This is a genomic window from Anaeromyxobacter diazotrophicus (assembly GCF_013340205.1).
GTDB classification, from domain to species: Bacteria; Myxococcota; Myxococcia; order Myxococcales; family Anaeromyxobacteraceae; genus Anaeromyxobacter_A; species Anaeromyxobacter_A diazotrophicus.
The window spans coordinates 465,579-487,556 of the sequence record NZ_BJTG01000002.1; the positions used below are offsets into that span (position 1 = coordinate 465,579).

General features: G+C 76.6%; 20 protein-coding genes. 17 read left to right on the top strand and 3 right to left on the bottom strand.

Annotated elements, in window-relative coordinates; genetic code table 11:
- The first annotated feature begins 38 nt into the window (after positions 1 to 38).
- From glmS to HWY08_RS05210, 13 genes are all read left to right on the top strand, one after another.
- Complete coding sequence (gene glmS / locus HWY08_RS05150) at positions 39 to 1,889, top strand: glutamine--fructose-6-phosphate transaminase (isomerizing) (protein WP_176063602.1); 1,851 nt, start codon at positions 39 to 41, stop codon at positions 1,887 to 1,889.
- On the top strand, positions 1,886 to 3,040 hold the full coding sequence (locus HWY08_RS05155; protein WP_176063604.1) for a GNAT family N-acetyltransferase: 1,155 nt from the start codon (positions 1,886 to 1,888) through the stop codon (positions 3,038 to 3,040). The genes glmS and HWY08_RS05155 overlap by 4 nt, the downstream gene beginning before the upstream one ends.
- On the top strand, positions 3,028 to 4,212 hold the full coding sequence (locus HWY08_RS05160; RefSeq protein ID WP_371869295.1) for a DegT/DnrJ/EryC1/StrS family aminotransferase: 1,185 nt from the start codon (positions 3,028 to 3,030) through the stop codon (positions 4,210 to 4,212). Before HWY08_RS05155 ends, HWY08_RS05160 begins: the two co-directional genes overlap by 13 nt.
- Positions 4,209 to 5,450 carry a GNAT family N-acetyltransferase gene (locus HWY08_RS05165; protein WP_176063609.1) on the top strand — a complete coding sequence of 414 codons (1,242 nt, stop codon included), beginning with the start codon at positions 4,209 to 4,211 and terminating at the stop codon, positions 5,448 to 5,450. Before HWY08_RS05160 ends, HWY08_RS05165 begins: the two co-directional genes overlap by 4 nt.
- Positions 5,447 to 6,628, top strand: coding sequence for a polysaccharide deacetylase family protein (locus tag HWY08_RS05170; RefSeq protein ID WP_176063611.1), 1,182 nt, complete (start codon positions 5,447 to 5,449; stop codon positions 6,626 to 6,628). Before HWY08_RS05165 ends, HWY08_RS05170 begins: the two co-directional genes overlap by 4 nt.
- Positions 6,625 to 7,722: a glycosyltransferase gene (locus HWY08_RS05175; protein ID WP_176063614.1), complete on the top strand. Its 1,098-nt coding sequence runs from the start codon at positions 6,625 to 6,627 to the stop codon at positions 7,720 to 7,722. Before HWY08_RS05170 ends, HWY08_RS05175 begins: the two co-directional genes overlap by 4 nt.
- Positions 7,723 to 7,727: 5 nt before the next feature.
- A complete protein-coding gene (locus tag HWY08_RS05180; protein WP_176063950.1) occupies positions 7,728 to 8,885 on the top strand; it encodes a glycosyltransferase in 1,158 nt (385 codons plus the stop codon).
- Between the two features lie 9 nt (positions 8,886 to 8,894).
- Entirely contained in the window at positions 8,895 to 10,202 is a 1,308-nt protein-coding gene (locus HWY08_RS05185; RefSeq protein WP_176063616.1) for an O-antigen ligase family protein, read from the top strand.
- Entirely contained in the window at positions 10,199 to 11,395 is a 1,197-nt protein-coding gene (locus HWY08_RS05190; protein ID WP_176063618.1) for a glycosyltransferase, read from the top strand. Before HWY08_RS05185 ends, HWY08_RS05190 begins: the two co-directional genes overlap by 4 nt.
- A complete protein-coding gene (locus tag HWY08_RS05195; RefSeq protein WP_176063620.1) occupies positions 11,353 to 11,649 on the top strand; it encodes a YciI-like protein in 297 nt (98 codons plus the stop codon). Before HWY08_RS05190 ends, HWY08_RS05195 begins: the two co-directional genes overlap by 43 nt.
- A gap of 89 nt (positions 11,650 to 11,738) precedes the next feature.
- Positions 11,739 to 13,202, top strand: a complete 1,464-nt coding sequence (locus HWY08_RS05200) for a DNA-3-methyladenine glycosylase 2 (protein ID WP_176063622.1) — start codon at positions 11,739 to 11,741, stop codon at positions 13,200 to 13,202.
- Complete coding sequence (locus tag HWY08_RS05205) at positions 13,189 to 13,758, top strand: methylated-DNA--[protein]-cysteine S-methyltransferase (protein ID WP_176063624.1); 570 nt, start codon at positions 13,189 to 13,191, stop codon at positions 13,756 to 13,758. The genes HWY08_RS05200 and HWY08_RS05205 overlap by 14 nt, the downstream gene beginning before the upstream one ends.
- Positions 13,755 to 14,672 (top strand): DMT family transporter, encoded by a 918-nt coding sequence (locus HWY08_RS05210; protein WP_176063626.1) that lies wholly within the window; start codon positions 13,755 to 13,757, stop codon positions 14,670 to 14,672. Before HWY08_RS05205 ends, HWY08_RS05210 begins: the two co-directional genes overlap by 4 nt.
- Positions 14,673 to 15,114: 442 nt before the next feature.
- Here the strand turns inward: HWY08_RS05210 and HWY08_RS05215 are convergent, their stop codons facing one another.
- The 3 genes from HWY08_RS05215 to HWY08_RS05225 are packed head-to-tail and all read right to left on the bottom strand — an operon-like array spanning position 15,115 to position 18,587.
- Positions 15,115 to 15,915 (bottom strand): succinate dehydrogenase/fumarate reductase iron-sulfur subunit, encoded by an 801-nt coding sequence (locus tag HWY08_RS05215; RefSeq protein WP_308469063.1) that lies wholly within the window; start codon positions 15,913 to 15,915, stop codon positions 15,115 to 15,117.
- Positions 15,912 to 17,834 carry a fumarate reductase/succinate dehydrogenase flavoprotein subunit gene (locus HWY08_RS05220; protein ID WP_176063628.1) on the bottom strand — a complete coding sequence of 641 codons (1,923 nt, stop codon included), beginning with the start codon at positions 17,832 to 17,834 and terminating at the stop codon, positions 15,912 to 15,914. Before HWY08_RS05220 ends, HWY08_RS05215 begins: the two co-directional genes overlap by 4 nt.
- Before the next feature lie 12 nt (positions 17,835 to 17,846).
- The gene (locus HWY08_RS05225) at positions 17,847 to 18,587 is read right to left on the bottom strand and encodes a succinate dehydrogenase cytochrome b subunit (RefSeq protein ID WP_176063630.1); all 741 of its coding nucleotides are present in this window, start codon (positions 18,585 to 18,587) and stop codon (positions 17,847 to 17,849) included.
- Positions 18,588 to 18,766: 179 nt separating this feature from the next.
- Between HWY08_RS05225 and HWY08_RS05230 the strand changes: the two genes are divergently transcribed.
- The 4 genes from HWY08_RS05230 (at position 18,767) to HWY08_RS05245 (ending at position 21,978) form a co-directional block, all read left to right on the top strand.
- Positions 18,767 to 19,348, top strand: coding sequence for an LOG family protein (locus tag HWY08_RS05230; protein ID WP_176063632.1), 582 nt, complete (start codon positions 18,767 to 18,769; stop codon positions 19,346 to 19,348).
- A gap of 120 nt (positions 19,349 to 19,468) precedes the next feature.
- Positions 19,469 to 19,825, top strand: coding sequence for a hypothetical protein (locus HWY08_RS05235; RefSeq protein WP_176063634.1), 357 nt, complete (start codon positions 19,469 to 19,471; stop codon positions 19,823 to 19,825).
- 8 nt (positions 19,826 to 19,833) lie between these two features.
- Entirely contained in the window at positions 19,834 to 21,684 is a 1,851-nt protein-coding gene (locus HWY08_RS05240; protein ID WP_235969466.1) for a V-type ATP synthase subunit I, read from the top strand.
- A 75-nt stretch (positions 21,685 to 21,759) separates the two neighbouring features.
- Positions 21,760 to 21,978, top strand: a complete 219-nt coding sequence (locus tag HWY08_RS05245) for an ATP synthase subunit C-like protein (RefSeq protein ID WP_176063637.1) — start codon at positions 21,760 to 21,762, stop codon at positions 21,976 to 21,978.

The window sequence follows — 21,978 nt, forward strand, 5'->3', positions numbered from 1 at the left end:
CGGCGCGGGAACCTTGACCGGGCGGAGAGGAGCGCGTCATGTGCGGCATCGTCGGCTACATCGGCGGGCGTGAGGCGGCGCCCTTCCTGGTCGAGGGCCTGCGGCGCCTCGAGTACCGGGGCTACGACAGCGCCGGGGCGGCCTTCCTGGTGGGCGGGCGGGTCGTCATCAACAAGGCCACCGGCCGCGTCTCGGCCCTGGCGGGCGCGCTGCTCGGCGCCGGGCACGGCGCGCGCACCGGCATCGGCCACACCCGCTGGGCGACGCACGGCAGGCCGAGCGACCGGAACGCCCACCCCCACCCCGACTGCCAGGGGCGGATCGCGGTGGTGCACAACGGCATCGTCGAGAACTACCGCGAGCTGAAGGAGGAGCTCGCGGCGGCCGGGCACCGCTTCGCCTCGGAGACGGACACCGAGGTGCTGGCCCACCTGGTCGAGTCGCAGCGGAACGGCGACGGGCTGGCGCAGGCGGTCCGGCGCGCGCTGCGGCGGGTCGAGGGCACCTTCGCGCTGGCGGTCCTCTCCGCCGACGACCCGGAGGTCCTGATCGCGGCGCGGCACGGCTCCCCGCTCATCGTCGGCGAGGGCGAGGGGGAGCGGCTGCTCGCCTCGGACATCCCGGCGCTCCTGCCCTTCACCCGCGATCAGCTCGTGCTCGACGACGGCGAGGTGGCGATCCTCACCCGCGACGGCGTCGAGGTCTCGCGGCTCCTCGACGGCGCGCGCACGGTCCGCCACGCCGCCCGGGTGGAGTGGGATCTCGCGACCGCCGAGAAGGGCGGGGAGCCCCACTTCATGCGGAAGGAGATCCTGGAGCAGCCGCGGGCCCTGCGCGACACGCTCTGCGGCCGCGTCGGGCTCGACGGGCTGCCGCGGCTCGAGGAGCTCGCGCTGGGGGCCGGCGAGGCCCGGGCGCTCGAGCACGTCGAGCTCATCGCCTGCGGCACGAGCTGGCACGCGGGCCTGGTCGCGACGCGCCACCTCGCCGAGCTGGCGCGGCTGCGCGCCTCGGCCGAGGTCGCGAGCGAGTACCGCTACCGCCCGGCGCTGCCGCTCGGCGCGGAGGGCGGCGGCAAGGCGCTGGTGGTGGCGGTGAGCCAGTCGGGCGAGACGGCGGACACCCTGGCGGCGATGCGCGCCGCGGCGGCCGGCGGCGCCCGCCCGGTGGCGGTGGTGAACGTGGTGGGGAGCTCGATCGCCCGCGAGGCCGAGGGCGTCCTCTACACGCGGGCCGGGCCCGAGATCTCGGTGGCGTCCACCAAGGCGTTCTCGACCCAGGTGGCGACCCTGTTCCTCCTCGCGGCGCACCTCGGCCGGCTGCGGGGCACGCTCTCGGAGTCGGGCGCGCGCGAGCTCCTGGCCGCCCTGGGCCGCGTGCCCGACCAGCTCGAGGCGATGCTGCCCGAGGTGGCCGCGCAGGCCCGGGCGCTCGCGCCGCGTCTGCTCGACAAGCGCGGCGCCCTCTACCTCGGGCGCGGCTACGGGTTCCCGCTGGCGCTGGAGGGGGCGCTGAAGCTGAAGGAGATCACCTACCTCCACGCGGACGGCTACCCCGCCGGCGAGATGAAGCACGGGCCCATCGCGCTGGTCGGCCCGCAGACGCTGGTGGTGGTGGTCGCGCCGCAGGACCGGCTCCACGCCAAGACGCTCTCCAACCTCGAGGAGGTGAAGGCGCGGGACGGGTTCGTGGTGGCGATCGGAACCGAGGGCGACCGCGAGCTGGCGCGCCTCGCCGACGCGGTGTTCTGGCTGCCGCCGGCGCCGGAGCCGCTCAACCCGCTGCTCGCCGCCGCCCCCCTGCAGCTCCTCGCCTACGAGCTCTCGGTCGCGCTCGGGCGCGACGTGGACCAGCCGCGCAACCTCGCCAAGTCCGTGACGGTCGAATGATCTCGCCGGAGGTCCAGGGCGCGCCGGCGCGGGCCGGCGGACCGGCGCCCGGCGCCGCGCCCGGCGGTTACCGGGTAGAGGAGGTCGCCGGCGCCAGCGGCTTCGCCGCGCTGCGGGGGGCGTGGGACGCGCTCCTGGCCTCGGGGCCGGTGGACGCGCCGTACCACCGGCACGCGTGGCACGCCGCCTGGCTGGAGGCGTTCGCGCCCGGCGCCGAGCTGACCGTGCTGGTGGCGCGCGACCGCGCCGGGCGCGCCGCCGGCCTGGCGCCGCTCATCGCCTCGCGCCGCCGCGGGCTGACCGTGCTCTCCGCCCCCGCCAACGACCACACGCCGCGCGTGGAGTGGGTGCTGGGCGCCGACCCGGCCGGCGCCGTCGAGGCGCTGTGGGCGCACCTGCGCGACCGCGTGCGCTGGGACGTGCTGGTGCTCCGCGACCTGCCGCGGGCCGGCCCCACCTCGCTTCACCTGGAGGCGGCCGCCCGCGCCGACCGGCACCTCACCGGCCGCTGGGAGTCGCTCCGGTCGCCCTTCCTCGCCCTGGGGGGGGCGCCCCGCGAGGCGCGGCTCCCCGCCAAGTTCACGGCCAACCTCCGGCGGCGCCTGCGGAAGCTCTCCGAGGCGGGCGCGGTCGCCTGCCGCCGGGTGGACGGCGGCGAAGAGGTGGAGGACTACCTGGAGCGCTTCATGGCCCTGGAGGCGGCGGGCTGGAAGGGGGCGCGCGGCAGCGCCATCGCCCGCGACCCGCGCGCGGTCGCCTTCTACCGGGCGCTGGCCCGCGCCGGGGCGCGCGAGGGGTGGCTCGCGCTGCGCGCGCTCGAGCTCGACGGCCGTCCCGTGGCGATGCACTTCGGCCTCCGTTACCGGGGCGTGTACGCGCTCCCGAAGCCGGCCTACGACGAGGCGCTGGGCGCCTGCTCGCCCGGGCAGCTCCTCCTGCGCGAGGTGCTCGCCGAATGCGAGGCGGCGGGCCTGGCCGAGCTCGACTTCCTGGGGCCGGACATGCCGTGGAAGCGCGACTGGGCCCCCGATCACCGGCCGCACGACTGGCTGTACGTCTACCGCCCCGGGGTGGCCGGGGCGGCGCTGCACGCGGTGAAGCACCGGCTGAAGCCGCTGGCGAGGGAGGTGGTGGAATGGTGGCGACGCTGACCGAGACCGCGCGCAGCCCCGGGCTGCTCGCCGCGCGGCCGCCCGGCCGGCGGGTGCTGACCGCCCTGCCGACGCTCTCGCCGCGGCTGCTCGTCCCGCGGCTCCGGGCCGGACCCGCGCCGTTCCCGCTCGGCGGCGCCGAGGTGCGGCGCTACTACTTCGCCCGCAACGCGGTGTGGGAGGCGGCGCGCCTGCTGGGGCTCGCCGGTCACGAGGTCCTCGTCCCCGCCTACCACCACGGCGTGGAGGTCGAGGCGCTGGTCGCGGCCGGGGCCGTCCCGCGGTTCGTCCGCGTGGACGCGCGGATGCGCCTCGATCTCGAGCACCTCGAGCAGAGCGTCGGGCCGCGCACCCGGGCGCTCTACGTCATCCACTACCTCGGCTTCCCGCAGCCCATGGACGCGCTGCTCGCGCTCGCCCGGCGGCGCGGGCTGGCGGTGCTCGAAGACTGCGCGCTGGCGCTGCTCTCCCGGGACGGCGCGGAGCCGCTGGGGGCGCGCGGAGACGTGGGCATCTTCTGCCTCTACAAGTCGCTGCCGGTGCCGAACGGCGGGATCCTCGCCCTGAACCGCCCGCTCGACGCGGCGGGTCCGGCCCGGGCGGCGCCGCTCGCGAGCACGCTCTCGCACGCCACCGGCAGCCTGCTCGCGCACCTCGCGCGCCGCGGCGGGCCCGCCGGCGAGGCGGTGCGGGAGGGGCTGCGGCGGTCGCAGCGCGCGGTCCGGGCGGCCCTCCACGTCGGGCCGCTCGCCACCGGCACGATGCACTTCGACCCCGCCGCGGCCGACGTCGGCATGAGCGCGCTCACCCGCGTCATCCTCGAGAACGTGGACTTCGAGGAAGCGGTCCAGGCGCGCCGGCGCAACTGGTTCCTGCTCTTCGCCCGGCTGCGCGAGCTGGCCCCGCCGGTGCAGCTCGAGCTCCCGCCCGGCGTCTGCCCGCTGTTCTACCCGCTCCTGGTCGAGGACAAGGCCGGCGTGGCGGAGCGGCTCGCCGCGCGCGGGATCGAGACGGTCGAGTTCTGGAACACCGGCCACCCCGCCTGCGACGAGGCCGGCTTCCCCGAGGTGGCGGCCCTGCGCCGGCGCGTGCTGGAGCTGCCGCTGCACCAGGATCTCGACCCGGACGACATGGCCTACCTGGCCGCGGCGGTCGAGGAGGCGCTCCCGTGAACCCCGCGCGCAACCAGGTCCTGCCGCCGGTGCGGGTGGTGGAGAGCGACGACCCGGCGCGGCTGGCCGCGCTCCGGCCGGAGTGGGACGAGCTGTTCCTCGCGCGCGCCGGCGGGAACCCGTTCCTCTCCTGGGAGTGGCAGTTCACGTTCTGGCGCACCTTCGCGCAGCGCCGCCCGCTCTGGATCCTGGAGGCGCGCGATCGCGGCGAGCGGCTGGCCGGGCTGCTGGTCCTCTCGGCGCGCCCGGCGCTGGGGGTCGCCCGGCGCTGGGGGCTCCTCACGAACGGGCTCACCGGGACCGACGCGCTGGACGTCCTGGCGCGCCCGGGCTTCGACGCGCCGGTGCGCGAGGCCTTCGCCCGGGCGCTGGGGGCCGCCCTGCCGCGCTGGGACTTCCTCGATCTCGAGGACCTGCCCTGCGGCAGCGCGACCGTGGCGGCGTTCCGCGCCGCGCTGCGCCCGCGCGGGGTGAAGGCGACGGTCGAGCCGCGCTTCGTCTGTCCGGGGTTCGCCCTCCGCGGCACCTTCGCCGCGCACCTGGCGGGCTTCCGGCGGCGCGACACCTTCCTGCGCCGCCGGCGCTGGCTCGAGCGGCAGCCCGGCTACCGGATCGCGGTGGCGTCCTCGCCCGAGGAGGCCGGGCCGGCCATGGAGGACTTCCTGCGCCTGCACCACCTGCGCTGGGACCCGGAGGGCGGCTCGGACGGGATCCCGCGCGGCCTGGTGGAGGAGTTCCACCGCGAGCTGGCCCCGCTGCTGGCGGCGCGCGGGTGGCTGCGGCTCTACCGGCTGGAGGTGGAGGGGCGGTCCATCGCCGCCGTGTACGGGATCGAGCTCATGCGGCGCTTCTCGTACTACCAGTCCGGCATGGACCCGGCCTGGGCGGCGCGCAGCCCGGGGCTCGTCCTGCTCGGCCGCACCGTCGAGGACGCGTACGCGCGCGGCCTCTCCGACTACGACTTCCTGCGCGGGACCGAGCCGCACAAGCTCGACTGGGCCGCCGACCGGCGCGAGACCTGCGCGCTCAGGCTGCGCGCGCCCGGGCTCCGGCCGGAGGCGGAGGCCGCGGCCGAGGAGGTCTTCCGCCGGGCGCGCGGCGCCGCCCGGGCGCTCGCGCCGGCGGGGGTGTGGACGGCGCTGCGGCGGGTGCGGCGGGAGCTGGCGGCGAACGGCCTCGCCGGCGCGGCAGGGCGGGCGGGCGGTGGCGAGGCCGAGGCGCGGGAGGACGCGACATGACCGGCGAGCGGGCGGACAACAGCGCGACCTGGGTGGTGCGGCGCGCGGCCAAGGCGGCGGTGGCGGGGGCGCTCTGCGCGGCCGGGGCGCGCTGGCTGGTCCGCTCGGTGGCGCGGCGCGCCGCCGGCGGGCCGCGCGTGCTCATCCTGTCCTATCACCTGCCCACCCTCGAGCTGGCGGAGCCGTCCCGGCGGGTGCTCCCGTCGCTGCTCGTCTCGCGGCAGACGCTGCGCCGCCAGCTGCAGCAGCTGGCCCGCGAGCGCGAGATCGTGACCCTCGACCAGGCGCGCGCGGTGCTGGCCGAGCCGGCGGCGGGCGCGGCGGCGCGCGGGCCGGACGTGGCGGTGGTCACCTTCGACGACGGCTACGCCGGCGTGCACGAGGTGGCGCTCCCGGTGCTGCGCGAGCTGCGCCTCCCGGCCGCGGTCTACGTCCCCACCGGCTACGTCGGGACCGCGCGGCGGCTGCTGCACGATCGGCTGTTCGCCTCGCTCACCGAGCTCCAGCGGCGCAGGCTGCTGCCGGAGGCGGCGGGCCTCGCCCCCGAGCTGCAGGCGCTGCTCGACGCCTGCGCCGGCGGGGTGCCGGGCGCCACGCTCGATCGCCTCATCGCGCGCCTCCCCCACGACCGGCTGCGGGCCATCGCCGAGGCGCTGGAGCGGCGGCTCGGGATGCGCGAGCAGGATCTGCCGCCCGAGACGCGGATCATGGGCTGGGACGAGCTCCGCGCGCTGGAGGCGGGCGGGGTGGAGGTGGGCGGTCACTCGGTCGAGCACGTCGCGCTGGTGAACGTGCCGCTCGCCCAGGCGCGGGCCGAGATCCGCGGCTGCCGCGAGCACCTCGCGGAGCGCCTGGGGGAGCGCGCGCGGCACTTCGCCTACCCGAACGGCTACCACAGCCCCAAGATCCGCGCGGCCGTGGCCGAGGCGGGGTTCGCCACCGCCGCGACCACCGAGGACGTCGAGAACCGCCGCGGGGGCGACCTCTTCGCGCTGAAGCGGAAGACGATCTGGGAGAACAGCACGCTCGGCGCGACGCGCTACAGCGCCGCGGTGGCCGCCTGCAACCTCGACGGCGTTTTCGAGGCGCTGGGGTGGCAGCGCCCGGTGACCGGCGAGCGTCCTGACCGGCCGGAGGAGGGGCCGGTCGCGCGCGCGGCGGAGCGGGCGGCGGGGTGAGCGCGCCGCGCATCGCCCTGGTCGGCGACTACCCGCCCCCGCACGGCGGGGTGGCCGTGCACGTCGCGGCGCTGGCCCGGGCGCTCCGCGCCGCCGGCCTGGACGTGCGGGTGCTCGACATCGGGCGGGGCGACCACCGCGCCCAGGGGGTGGTGCCCGCGCGCGGCGCGCTGCGGTTCGCCGCCGCGCTGGCCGCGGCCGCGGCCGAGCGGCGGCTCGTCCACGTCCACACCGGCGGCGCGAACCCGAGGAGCTGGACGGTCGCCGCGGCCGCGGCCCGGGCCCGGCTGCCCGGGTCGCCGCCGGCGGTCCTCACGCTCCACTCCGGCCTCTGCCCCGCCTACCTGGCGCGGAGCGCCGCCGCGCGGCGGACGGCGCGGGGCGCCTGCGCCGCGTTCGGCCAGGTGCTGGCGGTGAGCGCGCCCATCGCCGAGGCGCTCCACGGCTGCGGGGTCCCCGCCCACCGGGTGAAGGTGCTGCCCGCCTTCGTGGCCGCCGCGCTCGTCCCCGGCGCTCCGCCGCGCGGCTTCGCCGGCCTGCGGGCGGCGCGGGCGCCCGTCTTCGCGGCCGCGCTGGCGCCGGGACCGACCTACGGCGAGGACCTCCTGCTCCCCGCCTTCGCGGCGCTGCGGGCACGGCAGCCGCGGGCGGCGCTGGCGGTCTTCGGGCCGGGCACCGAGCGCGGGGCGCTGGCGTCGGCGGGGCTCGGCGGGGGGGTGCTGGCGCTCGGCGAGCTCGACCACCGCGGCGCGCTGGCGGTCATCGCCGGGGCGGACGTGTTCGTGCGGCCCACCCGCGCGGACGGTGACGCGCTGTCGGTGCGCGAGGCGCTCGCGCTGGGCCGGCGGGTGGTGGCGAGCGCGGTCGGGCATCGGCCCGCCGGGTGCCTGCTCTTCCCGGCCGGCGACGCCGCCGCGCTGGCGGCGCGCCTGGCCGAGGCCGCCGCGCTCCCCGCGCCGCCTCCGCCGGGCGGCGTCGCGCCCGCGCGCGATCCGTTCCTGGACCTCCTCGAGCTGTACCGGGCGCTCGCCCGCCCGCCGTCCCTGCCGAGGGATTCCGCCGCTCCGGCGGAGGCCCCACCTTCGTGGCCGTGACCCCCGTGCGCGCGCTCTCCGGCACCGACATCGTCTGCTTCTCGAACGACTGGGCCGGCGACCCGCTCTCGAAGACGCACCTCATGCGGATCCTCGCGCGCGAGAACCGCGTCCTGTGGGTGGACTCGCTGGGGCACCGCGCGCCGCGCGCCGACGCGCGCGACCTGCGGCGCGCGCTCGGGAAGCTCCGCTCGGCGGCGGGCGGGCTGCGCGAGGTGGCGCCCGGGCTGCACGTGCTCACCCCCCTCTACGTGCCCGGCTACGCGAGCGCGGCGGTGCGGCGGGCGAGCCAGGCGCTGGTGCGGCTCCAGGTGCTCCGCGCGATGCGCCGCCTCGGGCTGGCGCACCCGGTGAGCTGGTCGTTCCTGCCCAGCGCGGCGGGGGTGGCCGGGACGCTGGGCGAGGCGCTCGTCGTCTACCACGTGGTGGACGAGTTCTCCGCCTTCAGCGACGCCGACGCCCGGGTCCCCGAGCTGGAGCGCGAGCTGCTCGCGCGGGCGGACCTGGTCCTCGCCAGCTCGGAGCCGCTCCTCGCGGCCAAGTCCGCCCTGCACCCGCGCGTGCGCCTGGTGCGGCACGGGGTCGACCACCGCCACTTCGCCCGCGCGCTCGACCCCGCCACGCGCGTCCCGGACGACCTGGCGCGGCTGCCGCGGCCGGTGATCGGCTTCTTCGGGCTCCTGGCGGACTGGATCGACCTCGGGCTCGTGCGCGCGGTGGCCGACGCCTGGCCGGCGGCCTCGGTGGTCCTGATCGGCCGGACCGCGGCGCCGCTCGACGCGCTGCGCGGGGCGCCCAACGTCCACCTCCTGGGCCACCGCCCCTACGCGGACCTCCCCGGCTACTGCCGCGGCTTCGACGTCGCGCTGACGCCCTTCCGGCTGAACGCGCTGGCCCGCGCCGCGAACCCGCTCAAGGCGCGCGAGTACGTGGCGGCGGGGCTGCCCAACGTCTGCACCGACCTCCCGGAGCTGCGGGCGGCGCCGGGCTGCACGGTGGCGCGCAGCCGCGGCGAGTTCCTGGCGGCGGTGGGACGCGCGCTCGCCGAGGGCGGGCCGCGCCGCGAGCGCTCGGAGCTGGTGCGGGGCGAGTCGTGGGAGGTGCGGGTCGAGGAGATCCGCGCCCACGTGGGGGAGCTGCTCGACGGCCGGCGGGCGGCGTGAGGGGGCCTCATGCGCGGTGAGCTCGAGCTGGAGGCGTTCCTCCCCGCGGGCGACCGGCGCGCGGCCGGCCTCGCGCGCGCGAGCGAGCGGTGGGGCCGGCTCGCCTACGGCGCGGCCCTGGCGTTCCTGGTGAACCTGTACGCCAGCCCGGCGTTCTACTGGCCGGAGCTCTTCGAGCGCATGCGCCTCGGGGTGGTGACCTCGGCCGTGTGCGCGCTGGCGGTGCTCATGCGCCGGGTGACCTCCGGCGAGCGGCTCCGGCTGGGCGGTCCGGCGGCGGGGTTCCTCCTCGCCTACGCGGCGATGATCCCCCTGTCCCTCGCCTGGACCATCGCCCCGGAGCGCACCTGGGACGCCATCTTCGACATCGGCAAGCTGCTCGTGGTCTACGCGGCGCTGATCAACGCGCTCGACACGCCGGGCCGGGTCCGCGGGGCGCTCCTCGCCGGCGCGCTCGCCACCCTGGCGCCGTCGCTCGGCGGCATCCAGCGCTGGCTCGCCGGCGACGCGCTCATCGAGGGCTACCGCACCGCGTGGCGCGGCAACTACGCCGACCCGAACCGCCTGGCGATGGGCCTCGTGCTGTTCCTGCCCGCGGCGATCCTCCTCGCCGGCCAGGTGCGACGCCCCTGGCTCAAGGGGCTGCTCCTCTTCGCCGCCGCCGCGAACGTGGCCGCCATCGTCCTCACCTACTCGCGCTCCGGGACGGTGGCGCTGGTGGCCGCGCTCCTGCTCACGTTCCTGCGCGGCCACGCCAAGGGGAAGGGGCTGGTGCTGGCGGGGCTGGCGCTGGTGGCGGTGGTGGCGCTCGCGCCGGAGAGCTTCTGGATGCGGCAGAGCACCATCGCCGAGTACGAGGACGACGCGTCGTTCCAGGGCCGCGAGCGTGCCTACACCATGCTGCAGGTGATCTTCCACGAGCGGCCCCTGAGCGGCGTCGGCGCCGGCGCGTTCCTGGAGGCGTGGACGCGGTACGCGCCGCTCAAGGCGCTCGGGCAGCGGCTCATCGCCCACAACCTCTTCATGGAGGTCCTGGGCGAGCTCGGGATCATCGCGCTGGCGCTCTTCGCGACGTACTGCGCGTGGCTGCTCTGGCGCCTGTGGAGCGTGGGGGGCGAGCGGGGTGGGGAGGGGGCCCGCGCGCTCTTCGCCGGCCTCGCCGGCTACCTCGTGTGCGAGCTCGTGAACGGCTACAGCCGCTCCTTCAACCTCTACGCCGCCTTCGGCCTGGCGGTGGCGGTGGTGGTCCAGGCGCGGCTGCGCCGCCGCCTCGCGGCCGGGGACGCGGGGCCGGCGCGGGCGGCGCGCGCGGCATGACGGGCCCGGTCAAGGTCCTCCTGTTCCAGAACCGCTTCATGGTCGGTGGGCAGGAGCGGCAGGCGCTGCTCCACCTCGCGACGCTCGATCGCGCCCGCTGGGAGCCGGTGGTCCGCTGCCTCAAGCTGGAGGGGCCGCACCTCGCGGACCTGGCGCAGCTCGGGATCGCGCCGCGCTCGCTGGAGGTGCGCAAGACGCTCAGGCCGGGCACGCTCGCGAAGGTGGCGCGGCTCGCCGCCGAGCTCCGGGCCGAGCGCGTCGCACTGGTGCACGCGCAGGACTTCTACACCGACCTGCTCGGCAGCCTCGCCGCGCGCCTCGCCGGCGTGCCGGTCGTGGTGACCCGCGTCGATCTCATGCACCACCTCGACGCCGGCCGGCGCGTCGCGCTGCGGCTCGCCTCCCGCCTCGCCGACCGGGTGCTGGTGAACGCGCTCGCCATCCGCGACCTGTGCCTCGCCGAGGGTGTCGCCCCGGAGCGGATCGCGCTGGTGCGCAACGGCCTGGATCTGGCGGAGTTCGATCGCGCCGCGCGCGGGCCGGGGCCACGGGCCGGGCCGCCCGCGCCGGAGGTGATCCAGGTCGCGAACATGCACCATCCGGTGAAGGGGCAGGAGGACCTCCTGCGGGCGTTCCGCGAGGTGGCGCGGGAGGTGCCGGCGGCGCGCCTCGTCCTGGTCGGCGACGGGGCGCGGCGGCCGCTGCTCGAGGCGCTGGCGCGCGACCTCGGCCTGGCCGGGCGGGTCGAGTTCGCCGGCCAGCGCCGGGACGTGCCGGCGCTGCTCGCGCGCGCCGCGGTGGCCGTGTCGGCGAGCCACGCCGAGGGGCTCTCCAACGCGATCCTCGAGGCGCTGGCCGCGCGCCGCCCGCTGGTCGCCACCGCGGTGGGGGGCACCCCCGAGGTCATCCGCGACGGCGAGTCCGGGCTGCTGGTGCCCCCCCGCGCGCCCGCGGCGCTCGCGGAGCGCGTCGTGAGGCTGCTGCGCGACCCCGCGCTGGCGCGCCGCCTGGGGGAGGCGGGGCGCGCGGTGGTGGAGCGCGAGCACGCCGTCGACGTCATGCGCCGGAGCTACGACGCGCTCTACCGCGGGCTCCTGGGCGAGGGGCGCTCCCCGCGGCGCGGGCGCGCCGGCCGTGGTAGGACACCGGCATGCTCTTCGCGCTCCTCTGCGACGTCCCGGACGACTACCTGACGCGGCGGCAGCCGCACCGCGCCGCCCACCTCGCGCTCGCCGAGCGGTGGCGCGCCGAGGGGAAGCTCCTGGCGGGCGGCGCGTTCGACCCGCCCGACGGGACGCTGCTCGTGTTCCGCGCCGGCTCGGCCGCCGAGGTGGAGGCGTTCGTGCGGGAGGACCCGTACGTCGCGAACGGCGTCGTCACCCGCTGGCGGATCCGCGAGTGGAAGGTCGTCGTGGGCGACCTGGCGGGCGCGGCCCCGGCGCGCTGAGGCCGCCCCGGCGGGCGGCCGCGCGCGGCGTCGCCCCCGCGTCCGAAAACGGCCAGACAGGGCCAGGCGGGCGCGGTAGAGACGAGCGCGTGGAGCTCGACGACGACACCTGCTTCCGCGCGCTGGCCGCCCGCGACCGCCGCTTCGACGGCCGCTTCTTCGTGGCGGTCCGGACCACCGGCATCTACTGCCGGCCCATCTGCCCCGCGCGCACGCCGCGGCGCGACCGCGTCGCCTTCTTCGCCCGCGCCGCCGAGGCGGAGCGCGAGGGCTACCGCGCCTGCTTCCGCTGCCGGCCGGAGCTGGCGCCCGGGGCCGGGCCGGTGGACGCGGTGCCGCGCCTGGTCGCGGCCGCCGCGGCCCGCATCGAAGCCGGCTTCCTCAACGAGGGCTCGGTGGAGGAGCTCTCGGCCGCCCTCGGCGTGACCCCCCGGCACCTGCGCCGTACGGTGCAGGCGGAGCTGGGCGCCTCGCCCGTCGAGCTGGCGCAGTCGCGGCGGCTGGCGCTCGCGAAGCAGCTGCTCCACGACACCGCCCTGCCCATGGCCGAGGTGGCGCTCGCGGCCGGGTTCGGGAGCCTGCGGCGGTTCAACGCCATCTTCCGCGATCGCTTCGGGCGTCCCCCCTCCTCGATCCGGCGCGACCACGGCCAGGGGGCCGCCGGGGCACCGCTCGTGCTGCGCCTCGAGCACCGCCCTCCGTTCGACTGGGAGACGCAGCTCGGGTTCCTGGCCGGGCGCTGCACGGCCGGCGTCGAGCAGGTCGAGGACGGCACCTACCGGCGGACGGTCCACCTCGGCGCGCACCAGGGCTGGGTCGCCGTCACGGCCGACCCGGCGCGCCCGGCGCTGCGGGTCGAGGTGGCGCCCTCGCTCATCGGCGCGCTCATGCCGCTCGTGGCGCGGCTCCGCGCGCTCTTCGACCTCGACGCGCGCCCCGACGCCATCGCGGCGCGGCTCGGGGACGACCCGCTGCTCGCCCGGTCGCTGCGCCGCCACCCCGGGCTGCGCGTCGCGGGCGCGTTCGACGGCTTCGAGGCGGCGGCGCGGGTGGTGCTCGGGCAGCAGGTGAGCGTGTCCGCCGCCACCACCGTCGCCGGCCGCCTGGCCGCGGCGCTGGGCGGCCCCGTCGCGACCCCGTTCCCCGGGCTCGATCGGCTCTCCGCCTCCGCCGAGCAGGTCGCGGCGGCGGGCGAGGACCGGATCGCGCGGCTCGGCATGCCCGGCGCCCGCGCCCGCACGCTGCTCGGGATCGCCCGCGCCTGCGCCGAGGGGCGGCTCCAGCTCCACCGGGGCGGCGACGTCGAGGCTACCCGCGCGGTCCTGCGCGGGGTGCCGGGCGTCGGCCCGTGGACCGCCGAGCTCGTCGCCATGCGCGCGCTCGGCGCCCCCGACGCGTTCCCCGGCGGCGATCTCGGGGTCCTGCGCGCGCTCGGGGTCGCGTCGGCGCGGGCGGCGGAGGCGCGGGCCGAGCGCTGGCGGCCGTGGCGCGCCTACGCGGTGATGCACTTGTGGAGCGGCGCGGCGAAAGGAGGCGGCGATGGCGGTGCGTGAGCGGTGGATGGAGAGCCCGATCGGCGAGCTGCGGCTCGTGGCGGAGGACGGTGCGCTGGTCGCCGTGTTCATGGGATCGCCCGCGCCGGCCCGGGAGGCCGCGGCGCCGGGCGCCGGGGAAGGGGAGGGGGAGGGGGAGGGGGAGGAGCGGGTGCTGCAGGAGGCGGCGCGCCAGCTCGCGGCCTGGTTCGCCGGCGAGCGGACCGCCTTCGACCTGCCGCTCGCGCCGCGCGGGACGCCGTTCCAGCGCCGCGTCTGGGAGGCGCTGCGGGAGATCCCGTACGGTGAGACCCGCAGCTACGGCCAGATCGCCGCTCGCCTCGGGGCGCCGGCGGCGGTCCGCGCGGTCGGCGCCGCCAACGGGCGCAACCCGCTTTCGATCGTCGTCCCCTGCCACCGGGTGATCGGCGCGAGCGGCGCGCTCACCGGCTACGCTGGGGGGCTCGAGCGCAAGAAGTGGCTGCTCGGGCACGAGCGCGAGGTGCTGGCGCGGCGCGGCCCGTTCGCCGGGGGAGACCAGGGCTCCCTCGCGCTCGCGTCCCGGAGCCGGCCGTGAGCCCGCGTGACGCGGCGGAGCTGCTCCTCCTGGCGGCGCTGTGGGGCGGCTCTTTCCTGTTCATGCGGGTGGCCGCGCCCGAGCTCGGCCCGGTGCCCCTCATCGCGCTGCGGGTCGGCATCGCCGCGCTCCTGCTCCTCCCGGTGCTGGCCTGGCGGGGAGGGCTCTCCCAGCTCCGGGGCCGGGCCTGGCCCGTGATCGTGGTCGGCGCGCTCAACTCGGCGCTCCCGTTCTGCCTGCTCGCCTACGCCACACTGTCGGTGACGGCCGGGCTCGCCTCGATCCTGAACGCCACCTCGCCGCTCTGGGGCGGCCTCGTCGCGCACGTGTGGCTGAAGGACCGCCTCACCCGCGGCCGCGCCCTCGGGCTCGTCGTCGGCTTCGCGGGGGTGGCGGTGCTCATGTGGGGCCGGGCGTCCTTCAAGCCCGGCGGGGCGGGGCTGGCCGTGGTCGCGGCGCTCGCGGCGACGCTCTCCTACGGCGTCGCCGCGAGCTACACCAAGCGCCGGCTGACGGGCGTGAACCCGCTCGCGGTGGCCGCCGGGAGCCAGCTCGCCGCCGTGCTGCTGCTCCTCCCCGGCGCGGCCGTCCTCTGGCCCCAGCACGCCGTCTCGCCGCGCGCCTGGCAGGCGGTGGTGGCCCTCGGCGTCCTCTGCACCGCCGTCGCCTACGTGCTGTACTTCAGGCTCATCGCACACGTCGGCCCCGCGAAGGCGATCGCGGTCACCTTCCTCATCCCGCCCTTCGCGATGGCCTGGGGAGGGCTGTTCCTGGCCGAGGCGCTCACCGCGCGGATGGTGGCCGGGGCCGCGGTGGTGCTGGTCGGGACCGCGCTCGCCACCGGGCTGGTGAAGCTGCCGGCGCGGGCGCGGGCGAGCGCGGCGGAGGGTGTGGAGGGCGCGCGGGGGGCGTGACGCGCGCAGGGGGGCACGCGCGCGCTGCCCCTGCACCCGGGCCGCACAGCGCCCGCGCGCGCACGAGGCGCCATTGCGGAGCGCCGCCCCAGGTGACGCGATCGCCGGAACGCGCCGAGAGGAACTCCTTGCGGCGAGGACTGACCGAAGCACCGCGGCGCGGAGGCGCCGCGGTGCAAGATTCCGCAGCGCGACCCGTGGGCCGCGGTGCGCGTTCCGGCCGATGGGACCTCCGGCGCGGCGCGGAGCACGGGCGCCGACGCGCGCGCGGGCGCGGGGCGGGGCGAGGGGAGAGGGATGAACCTCGACCACGACCTCGACCACGACCTGGACCGCGACCTGGACCGGCCGCGACCTCGGCCGGCGAACCCGACCGCACCAAAAAAGAGCGCCACCGCGGCCGGGGCCGGGGTGGCGCGGGTGAGGCGTGAGGCGCGAGGAGCTAGGCGCCGCCGGCGGCGGCCTTCTGGTCGCGCTTCTTCAGCATGGCCTGGAAGTAATCCTTGTTCATCTGCGGGATCACCTCGAGCGGCACGTGGGCTGGGCAGACCGCCGCGCACTCGCCCATGAGCGTGCAGTGGCCGAAGCCCTCCACCGTGTTCTGCTGCACCATCCCGATGGCGCGCTCCTGGCGCTCCGGCGCGCCCTGGGGCAGGGAGCCCAGGTGCGTGATCTTGGCGCCCGTGAAGAGCGCCGCCGCCGCGTTCGGGCAGGCCGCCACGCAGGCGCCGCAGCCGATGCAGGCCGCCGCCTCCATGGCGCGGTCGGCGTTCGGCTTCGGGACCAGGATCGCGTTCGCCTCCGGCGCGCTGCCGGTGCGGGTGGAGACGAAGCCGCCCGCCTGGATGATGCGGTCGAACGCGCTGCGGTTCACCACCAGGTCCTTGATGACCGGGAAGGCCTTGGCGCGCCAGGGCTCCAGCGTCAGCGCGTCACCGTCCTTGAAGTGGCGCATGTGCAGCTGGCAGACGGTGCCGCCGTGCACCGGCCCGTGCGGCGAGCCGTTGATGAGGAAGCCGCACATGCCGCAGATACCCTCGCGGCAGTCGTTGTCGAACGCCACCGGCTCCTCGCCCTTCACGATGAGATCCTGGTTCAGGACGTCCAGCATCTCGAGGAAGGACATGTGCTCGTTGGCGGTGACCTGGTACCGGACGAAGCGCCCGGCGTCCTGGGCGTTCTTCTGGCGCCACACGTCGAGGGTCAGCTTCATGTCGCCGTTGCCGTGTCCGTTCGCGCTCACTTGTAGCTCCGGGTCGCCAGCTGGATGTTCTCGTACACGAGCGGTTCCTTGTTCAGCTCGGGCTGCTGCCCATCGCCCTTGAAGCCCCAGGCCGCCACGTACGCGTACTCCGCGTCATTGCGCTGCGCCTCGCCGTCCGGCGTCTGGTACTCGGTGCGGAAGTGGCCGCCGCACGACTCGTTGCGCTGCAGGGCGTCCCAGCAGAGCAGCTCGGCGAGCTCGAAGAAGTCGCCGACGCGGTTGGCCTTCTCCAGCTCCTGGTTGAACTCGCCGCCGCCGCCCAGGACCTTGGCGTTGCGCCAGTACTCCTCGCGCAGCACCGGGATCTTGGTGAGCGCGCGCGTCAGGCTCTCCTTGTTGCGGGCCATGCCACACTCGTCCCACATGATGGTGCCGAGCTCCTTCCAGAAGGAGTCGACGGTGCGGGTGCCCTTCGTGGAGAGCAGCCGGTCGAGGCGCTCGCGCGCGCCGCGCTCGGCGTCCTTGAAGGCCGCGTGGTTGGCGTCGATCTTGGCGATGCCGCCGGAGGCGAGGTAGTCGCCGACGGTGAGCGGCAGGACGAAGTAGCCGTCGCCGAGGCCCTGCATGAGCGCCGAGGCGCCGAGCCGGTTCGCGCCGTGGTCGGAGAAGTTCGCCTCTCCGCCCACGAACAGGCCGGGCAGGTTGCTCATGAGGTTGTAGTCCACCCAGAGGCCGCCCATCGTGTAGTGGACCGCCGGGTAGATGCGCATCGGCACCGTGTACGGATCCTCGCCGGTGATGCGCTGGTACATCTCGAACAGGTTGCCGTAGCGCTCGGCGATGGTGGCCTTGCCGAGCCGCTTGATGGAATCGGCGAAGTCCAGGTACACGCCGAGGCCGCCCGGCCCGACGCCGAGGCCCTCGTCGCAGCGGTACTTCGCCTGGCGCGAGGAGACGTCGCGGGGGGCGAGGTTGCCAAACGAGGGGTAGACGCGCTCGAGGTAGTAGTCGCGCTCGTCCTCGGGGATCTGGTCCGGCGGCCGGTGGTCGCCCTTCTTCTTCGGCACCCACACGCGCCCGTCGTTGCGGAGCGACTCGGACATGAGCGTCAGCTTCGACTGGTAGTCGCCCGACTTCGGGATGCAGGTCGGGTGGATCTGCGTGTAGCAGGGGTTCGCGAAGAAGGCGCCCTTCTTGTAGGCGCGCCAGATGGCGCTGCCGTTCGAGCCCTTGGCGTTCGTCGACAGGTAGAAGACGTTGCCGTAGCCGCCGGTGGCGAGCACGACCGCGTCCCCGGCGAACGACTGGATGGCGCCGGTCTCGAGGTCGCGGACGACCACGCCGCGCGCGCGCCCGTCGACGAGGACGAGGTCCAGCATCTCGTGGCGGGAGAACATCTTCACGGTGCCGGCCGCGACCTGCCGCTCCAGCGCCTGGTAGGCGCCGAGCAGGAGCTGCTGGCCGGTCTGGCCGCGGGCGTAGAACGTGCGGGAGACCTGGGCGCCGCCGAAGGAGCGGTTCGCCAGCGTGCCGCCGTACTCGCGCCCGAACGGGACGCCCTGGGCCACGCACTGGTCGATGATGTTCACCGACACCTCGGCCAGGCGATGCACGTTGGCCTCGCGGGCGCGGAAGTCGCCGCCCTTGATGGTGTCGTAGAACAGCCGGTAAACGCTGTCGCCGTCGTTCTGGTAGTTCTTCGCGGCGTTGATGCCGCCCTGGGCGGCGATCGAGTGGGCGCGGCGCGGCGAGTCCTGGAAGCAGAAGTTCAGGACGTTGTAGCCGAGCTCACCGAGCGAGGCGGCGGCGGCGCCGCCGGCCAGGCCCGTCCCCACCACGATGACGGTGTACTTCCGCTTGTTGGCGGGGTTCACGAGCTTCATGTGGGCCTTGTGCTCGGTCCACTTGTGCTCGAGGGGTCCGGCCGGGATCTTCGCGGTCTTGGCGTCGATGATCATGGGGTGTCCTCTCTACTGGCCGGGAGCGCGCTCGACCTGCTCCTGCGCCGGGGGGGCGGGGCGGAAGCCGGTGAGCACGGCGACGGGGAACGCGATGTTGGCGAGGGCGATGAGCGTGGCGACCACCGCGGCCGCCTTCTTCACCTTCTCGGTGTAGAGGGGGTGCGTGAGGCCGAGCGACCCGAACATCGAGTAGACGCCGTGCCAGAGGTGGAAGCCCAGCGCGGTCATGGCGACGATGTAGAGCGCCGCCGAGACCGGGTTCGAGAAGCTGGCCGGCACGTTGTGGCCCGGGGAGAGCTCCACGTAGTTCGCGCCGAGGAACACGCCCATCGTGAGGTCGAGCACGTGGTAGACGACGAAGAGCGCGATGAGGACGCCGGTGATGATCATCGTGCGCGACGCGGCGCTCGCCTGGATGTTCTCCCTCGAGCGGTAGGCGATGGGGCGCGCCTCGCGCTTGCGGAACCAGAGCTGGATGCCGGCGATCGCGTGCACGCCGACCGCGGCGAGCAGGACGACGCGCGCGGTCCAGAGCAGCCCCTCGTTGGAGTGGAGGAGGTGCGCGTACCGGTCGATGACGGCGCTGCCCATGTAGATCTGCAGGTTCCCCAGCAGATGGGCGATGACGTAGAGGAAGAGAATGATCCCGGAGAGCGCCATCAGCACCTTCTTGCCGACGTTGCTCAACCAGAACAGGGAGAGGCGGGACGGGCCGGGGCCGATGACCACGTCCTTCGTGGTGACGCTCATGCGCTTGAGCTCCTGCCTGCGGCGGGTTGGATCGTCTCGAGGGGCTTCACGCCGCGGGACGCACAAAACACCACAGATCAGCCCAAACGGGAATGATCCCTGTCAGTCCCCCGATGGGTATTTTGACAAATAAATTGCCGCGACGCGTCAACCCGCGAGCGCCGGAGCCAGGAGAAAAGATGAAGCGGATCTGCGTGTTTTGCGGCTCTTCGCCGGGCGCCAGGCCGGCCTATCTCGCCACCGCGCGCGCGCTCGGGCGCGAGCTGGCCTCGCGCGGGCTCGGCCTCGTCTACGGCGGCTCGAGCGTCGGCCTCATGGGGGCGGTAGCGGACGGCGCGCTCGCGGCGGGCGGCGAGGTGGTGGGCATCATCCCCGGCGCACTCGAGGCGAAGGAGCTCGCGCACCACGGCCTCACCCGCCTGGAGGTCGTCGCCTCGATGCACGAGCGCAAGGCGCGGATGGCCGAGCTGGCGGACGGCTTCGTGGCGCTCCCGGGCGGGATGGGGACGCTCGAGGAGCTGTCCGAGATCCTGACCTGGGCGCAGCTCGGCCTCCACCGCAAGGCGTGCGCGCTGCTCGACGTGGCGGGGTACTGGCAGCCGCTCATCGCCTTCTTCGACCATGCGGTGAAGGAGCGGTTCCTGCGGCCCGAGCACCGCGCGCTGCTCCTCGTCGGCGCCGAGCCGGGGCCGCTCCTCGACGCGCTCGCGCGCCACGCGCCGGCCTATCTGGAGAAGTGGATCGACCGGGGCCAGACCTGAGCCCCCGCGGTTGCGGCACCTCGCCGCGCCCTCCTGGGCCGTATCGACGCTGAGTGATAGGCGTACGATCCTGCCAGGGCTCGCCGGCACGGGCGCGGCGGCCGGCTGCGGGAGGGGTCGATGCTGCGCGCGGAGCGGCGTCCAGGCGAGCCGGGCGACGAGCTGGCGTCGCTGGCGCGGCTCCGCGACGACGAGGCGGCCCTCGATCGGCAGCTCGAGGAGGCGCGCGGGGAGGCGGCCCGCGCGCTGGCGGCGGCCCGGGCCGAGGCGGCGCGGCTCCTCGAGGACGGGCGCCGCGCGCTGGCGGCGGAGCTGGCCGCGCGCGAGGCGGCGCTCTCCGGGGCCTGCGCGGCCGCGGCGGAGGAGGCGCGGGCCGAGGCCGCCGCGCGGCTCGCCGCGCTCGCGCGCCGCGCGGCCGAGGCGCACGACGACGCGCTCCGTCTGCTCGTCCGGACCGCCTCCGGCGAGGCGCCATGATCGTCCCCATGGCCAAGCTCGAGGTGCTCGGCCCGCGCCGGCTCCTGCCCGAGGCGCTCCGCTTCCTGCAGGGGCAGGGGGTGGTGGCGCTGCGCGAGCCGCCGTCCGCCGGGGCGCCGGGCCTCCGCAGCGTGCCGGTCTCGCCGGGCGACTCCGCGCTCGGCGAGGCGCTCCGCGCGGCGCTGGCGCGCCTCGCGCCGCTGCGGGCCCGGCTGCCGCCGCCGGCCGGGCGGGCGCAGGCGCTCCCGGACCCGGGCACGCCCGCGTTCCAGGCCGCGCTCGACGAGCTCGAGGCGCAGCTGCGGGAGCTCGAGGAGCGGCGCGCCGCGCTCCTCGCCGAGCGGCAGTCGGTGCGGCGGCTGGCGCGGCTCCTGCGCGCGCTGGTGCCGCTCAGCGCCGAGACGCCCACGCCGCCGCGCGCCCGTGCCTTCGGCCTGGCGCTGCGCCGCGAGCGCGGGGACGCGCTGGCGCTCCTCGCGTCCGAGGTGGCGCGCCTCACCGCCGGCGGCGGGCTGGTGCGCGCCACCGACGCGGGCGAGGGCGAGCTGGCGGTGCTGCTCATCGTCCCGTCCTCGCGGGCGCGCGAGGTGCGGGCGCTCCTGTTCGAGCAGGGCGTGGAGGAGCTGCAGCTCCCCGGCGCGCTCGACGCGCTCGCCCCCGCCCGGGCGCTCGTCGCGCTGGCCGAGCGCGAGCGGGCGCTGCCGGGCGCCATCGCCGCCGCCGAGCGCGCGCGCGACGAGCTCCTGGCCCGGCTCGCGCCGTCGGTCGCGGCCGCCGAGCGCGCGGCGCGCGCCGCGCTGGCGCGGCTGGAGGCGGCGGCCTGCTGCGGCGAGACCGGCCACGCCTTCGTGGTGTGGGGCTGGGCGCCGCGCGCCCAGGTGGCGCCGCTCTCCGCCGCCGCGGCGGCCGCCTTCGCGGGCGCGGTGAGCGTCTCCGAGTTCCCGCTCGCCCCGGGCGAGGAGCGCGAGGTCCCGGTGGTGCTCTCGAACCCGCGCTGGCTGGCGCCGTTCGAGCTCTTGCTCGCGCTCGTCCCGCTCCCGCGCTACGGGTCGGTCGACCCGACCGCCTGGATGGCGCTGTTCTACCCGCTCTTCTTCGGCCTCATGCTGGGCGACCTGGGCTTCGGGGCGCTGGCGATGGGGCTGGCGCTCGCCGCGCGCTGGCGCGGCTGGGGCGGGCCGCTCGGCCGGCGCGCCGCGGTCGTCGTCCTCGCCTGCGGCGCCTGGGCGGCCCTCTTCGGCCTCCTCTTCGGCGAGGCGTTCGGCGCCCTCGGCGAGGCGCTCGGGCTGCACCCGCTGCTCCTCGACCGGCGCACCGCGCTCCTCGCGCTGCTCGGGCTCGCGCTCGCGTTCGGGCTCGGGCACCTGGCGGTGGGGCTCGCGCTCGGGGCCTGGCAGGCGCTCCGCGACCGGCACCGGCGCGAGGCGCTCGCGCGCGCGGCGCGCCTCCTCCTGCTCGGCGCGGCCGCGGTCGCCGCCGCCGCCGCGCTGGGGCTCCTGCCGCGCCGGCTGGCGGCGCCGGCCGCGGGCTGCGCGGCCCTCTGCGCCGCGGCCGCGGCGGCGGCCGAGGGGCCGATGGCGCTCCTCGAGGCGGTGCTCTCGCTCGGCAACGTCCTCTCCTACGCCCGCCTCATGGCGCTCGGCGTCGCCTCGGCCATGCTGGCCGAGGTGGCGAACGGCATGCCGGCGGCGCTGCCCGGGGCGGGCGGGGTGGCGCTGGCGCTGGCGCTGCACGCCGTCAACTTCACCATGGGCGCGATCTCGCCCGCCATCGCCGCGCTGCGCCTCCAGCTGGTCGAGTTCCTGGACAAGTTCTACTGCGAGGGGGGCCGGCCCTACCGGCCGCTCGCGCTGGGCTGACGTGAGGGTCGCGGGGGACGGCTCTCCCCCGCGCCCTCCGGAGAGGCGGGGCGCGTCCCCGCCGGGAGGGAACAGATGGAACGCGTCCTCATCGCCGTCGCCGCCGCGCTCGCCATCGGCATCTCGGCGCTGGCCACCGCCTGGGTCCAGTCGCGCATCGGCGCGGCGGGGTCGGGCGCGCTGGCCGAGAAGCCGGAGCTGCGGGGGGCCATCATCGTGATGCTCGCCATCCCGGAGACGCTGGTCATCCTGGGGTTCGTGGTGGCGGTGCTGATCCTGCTCGGGAAGGCGTGA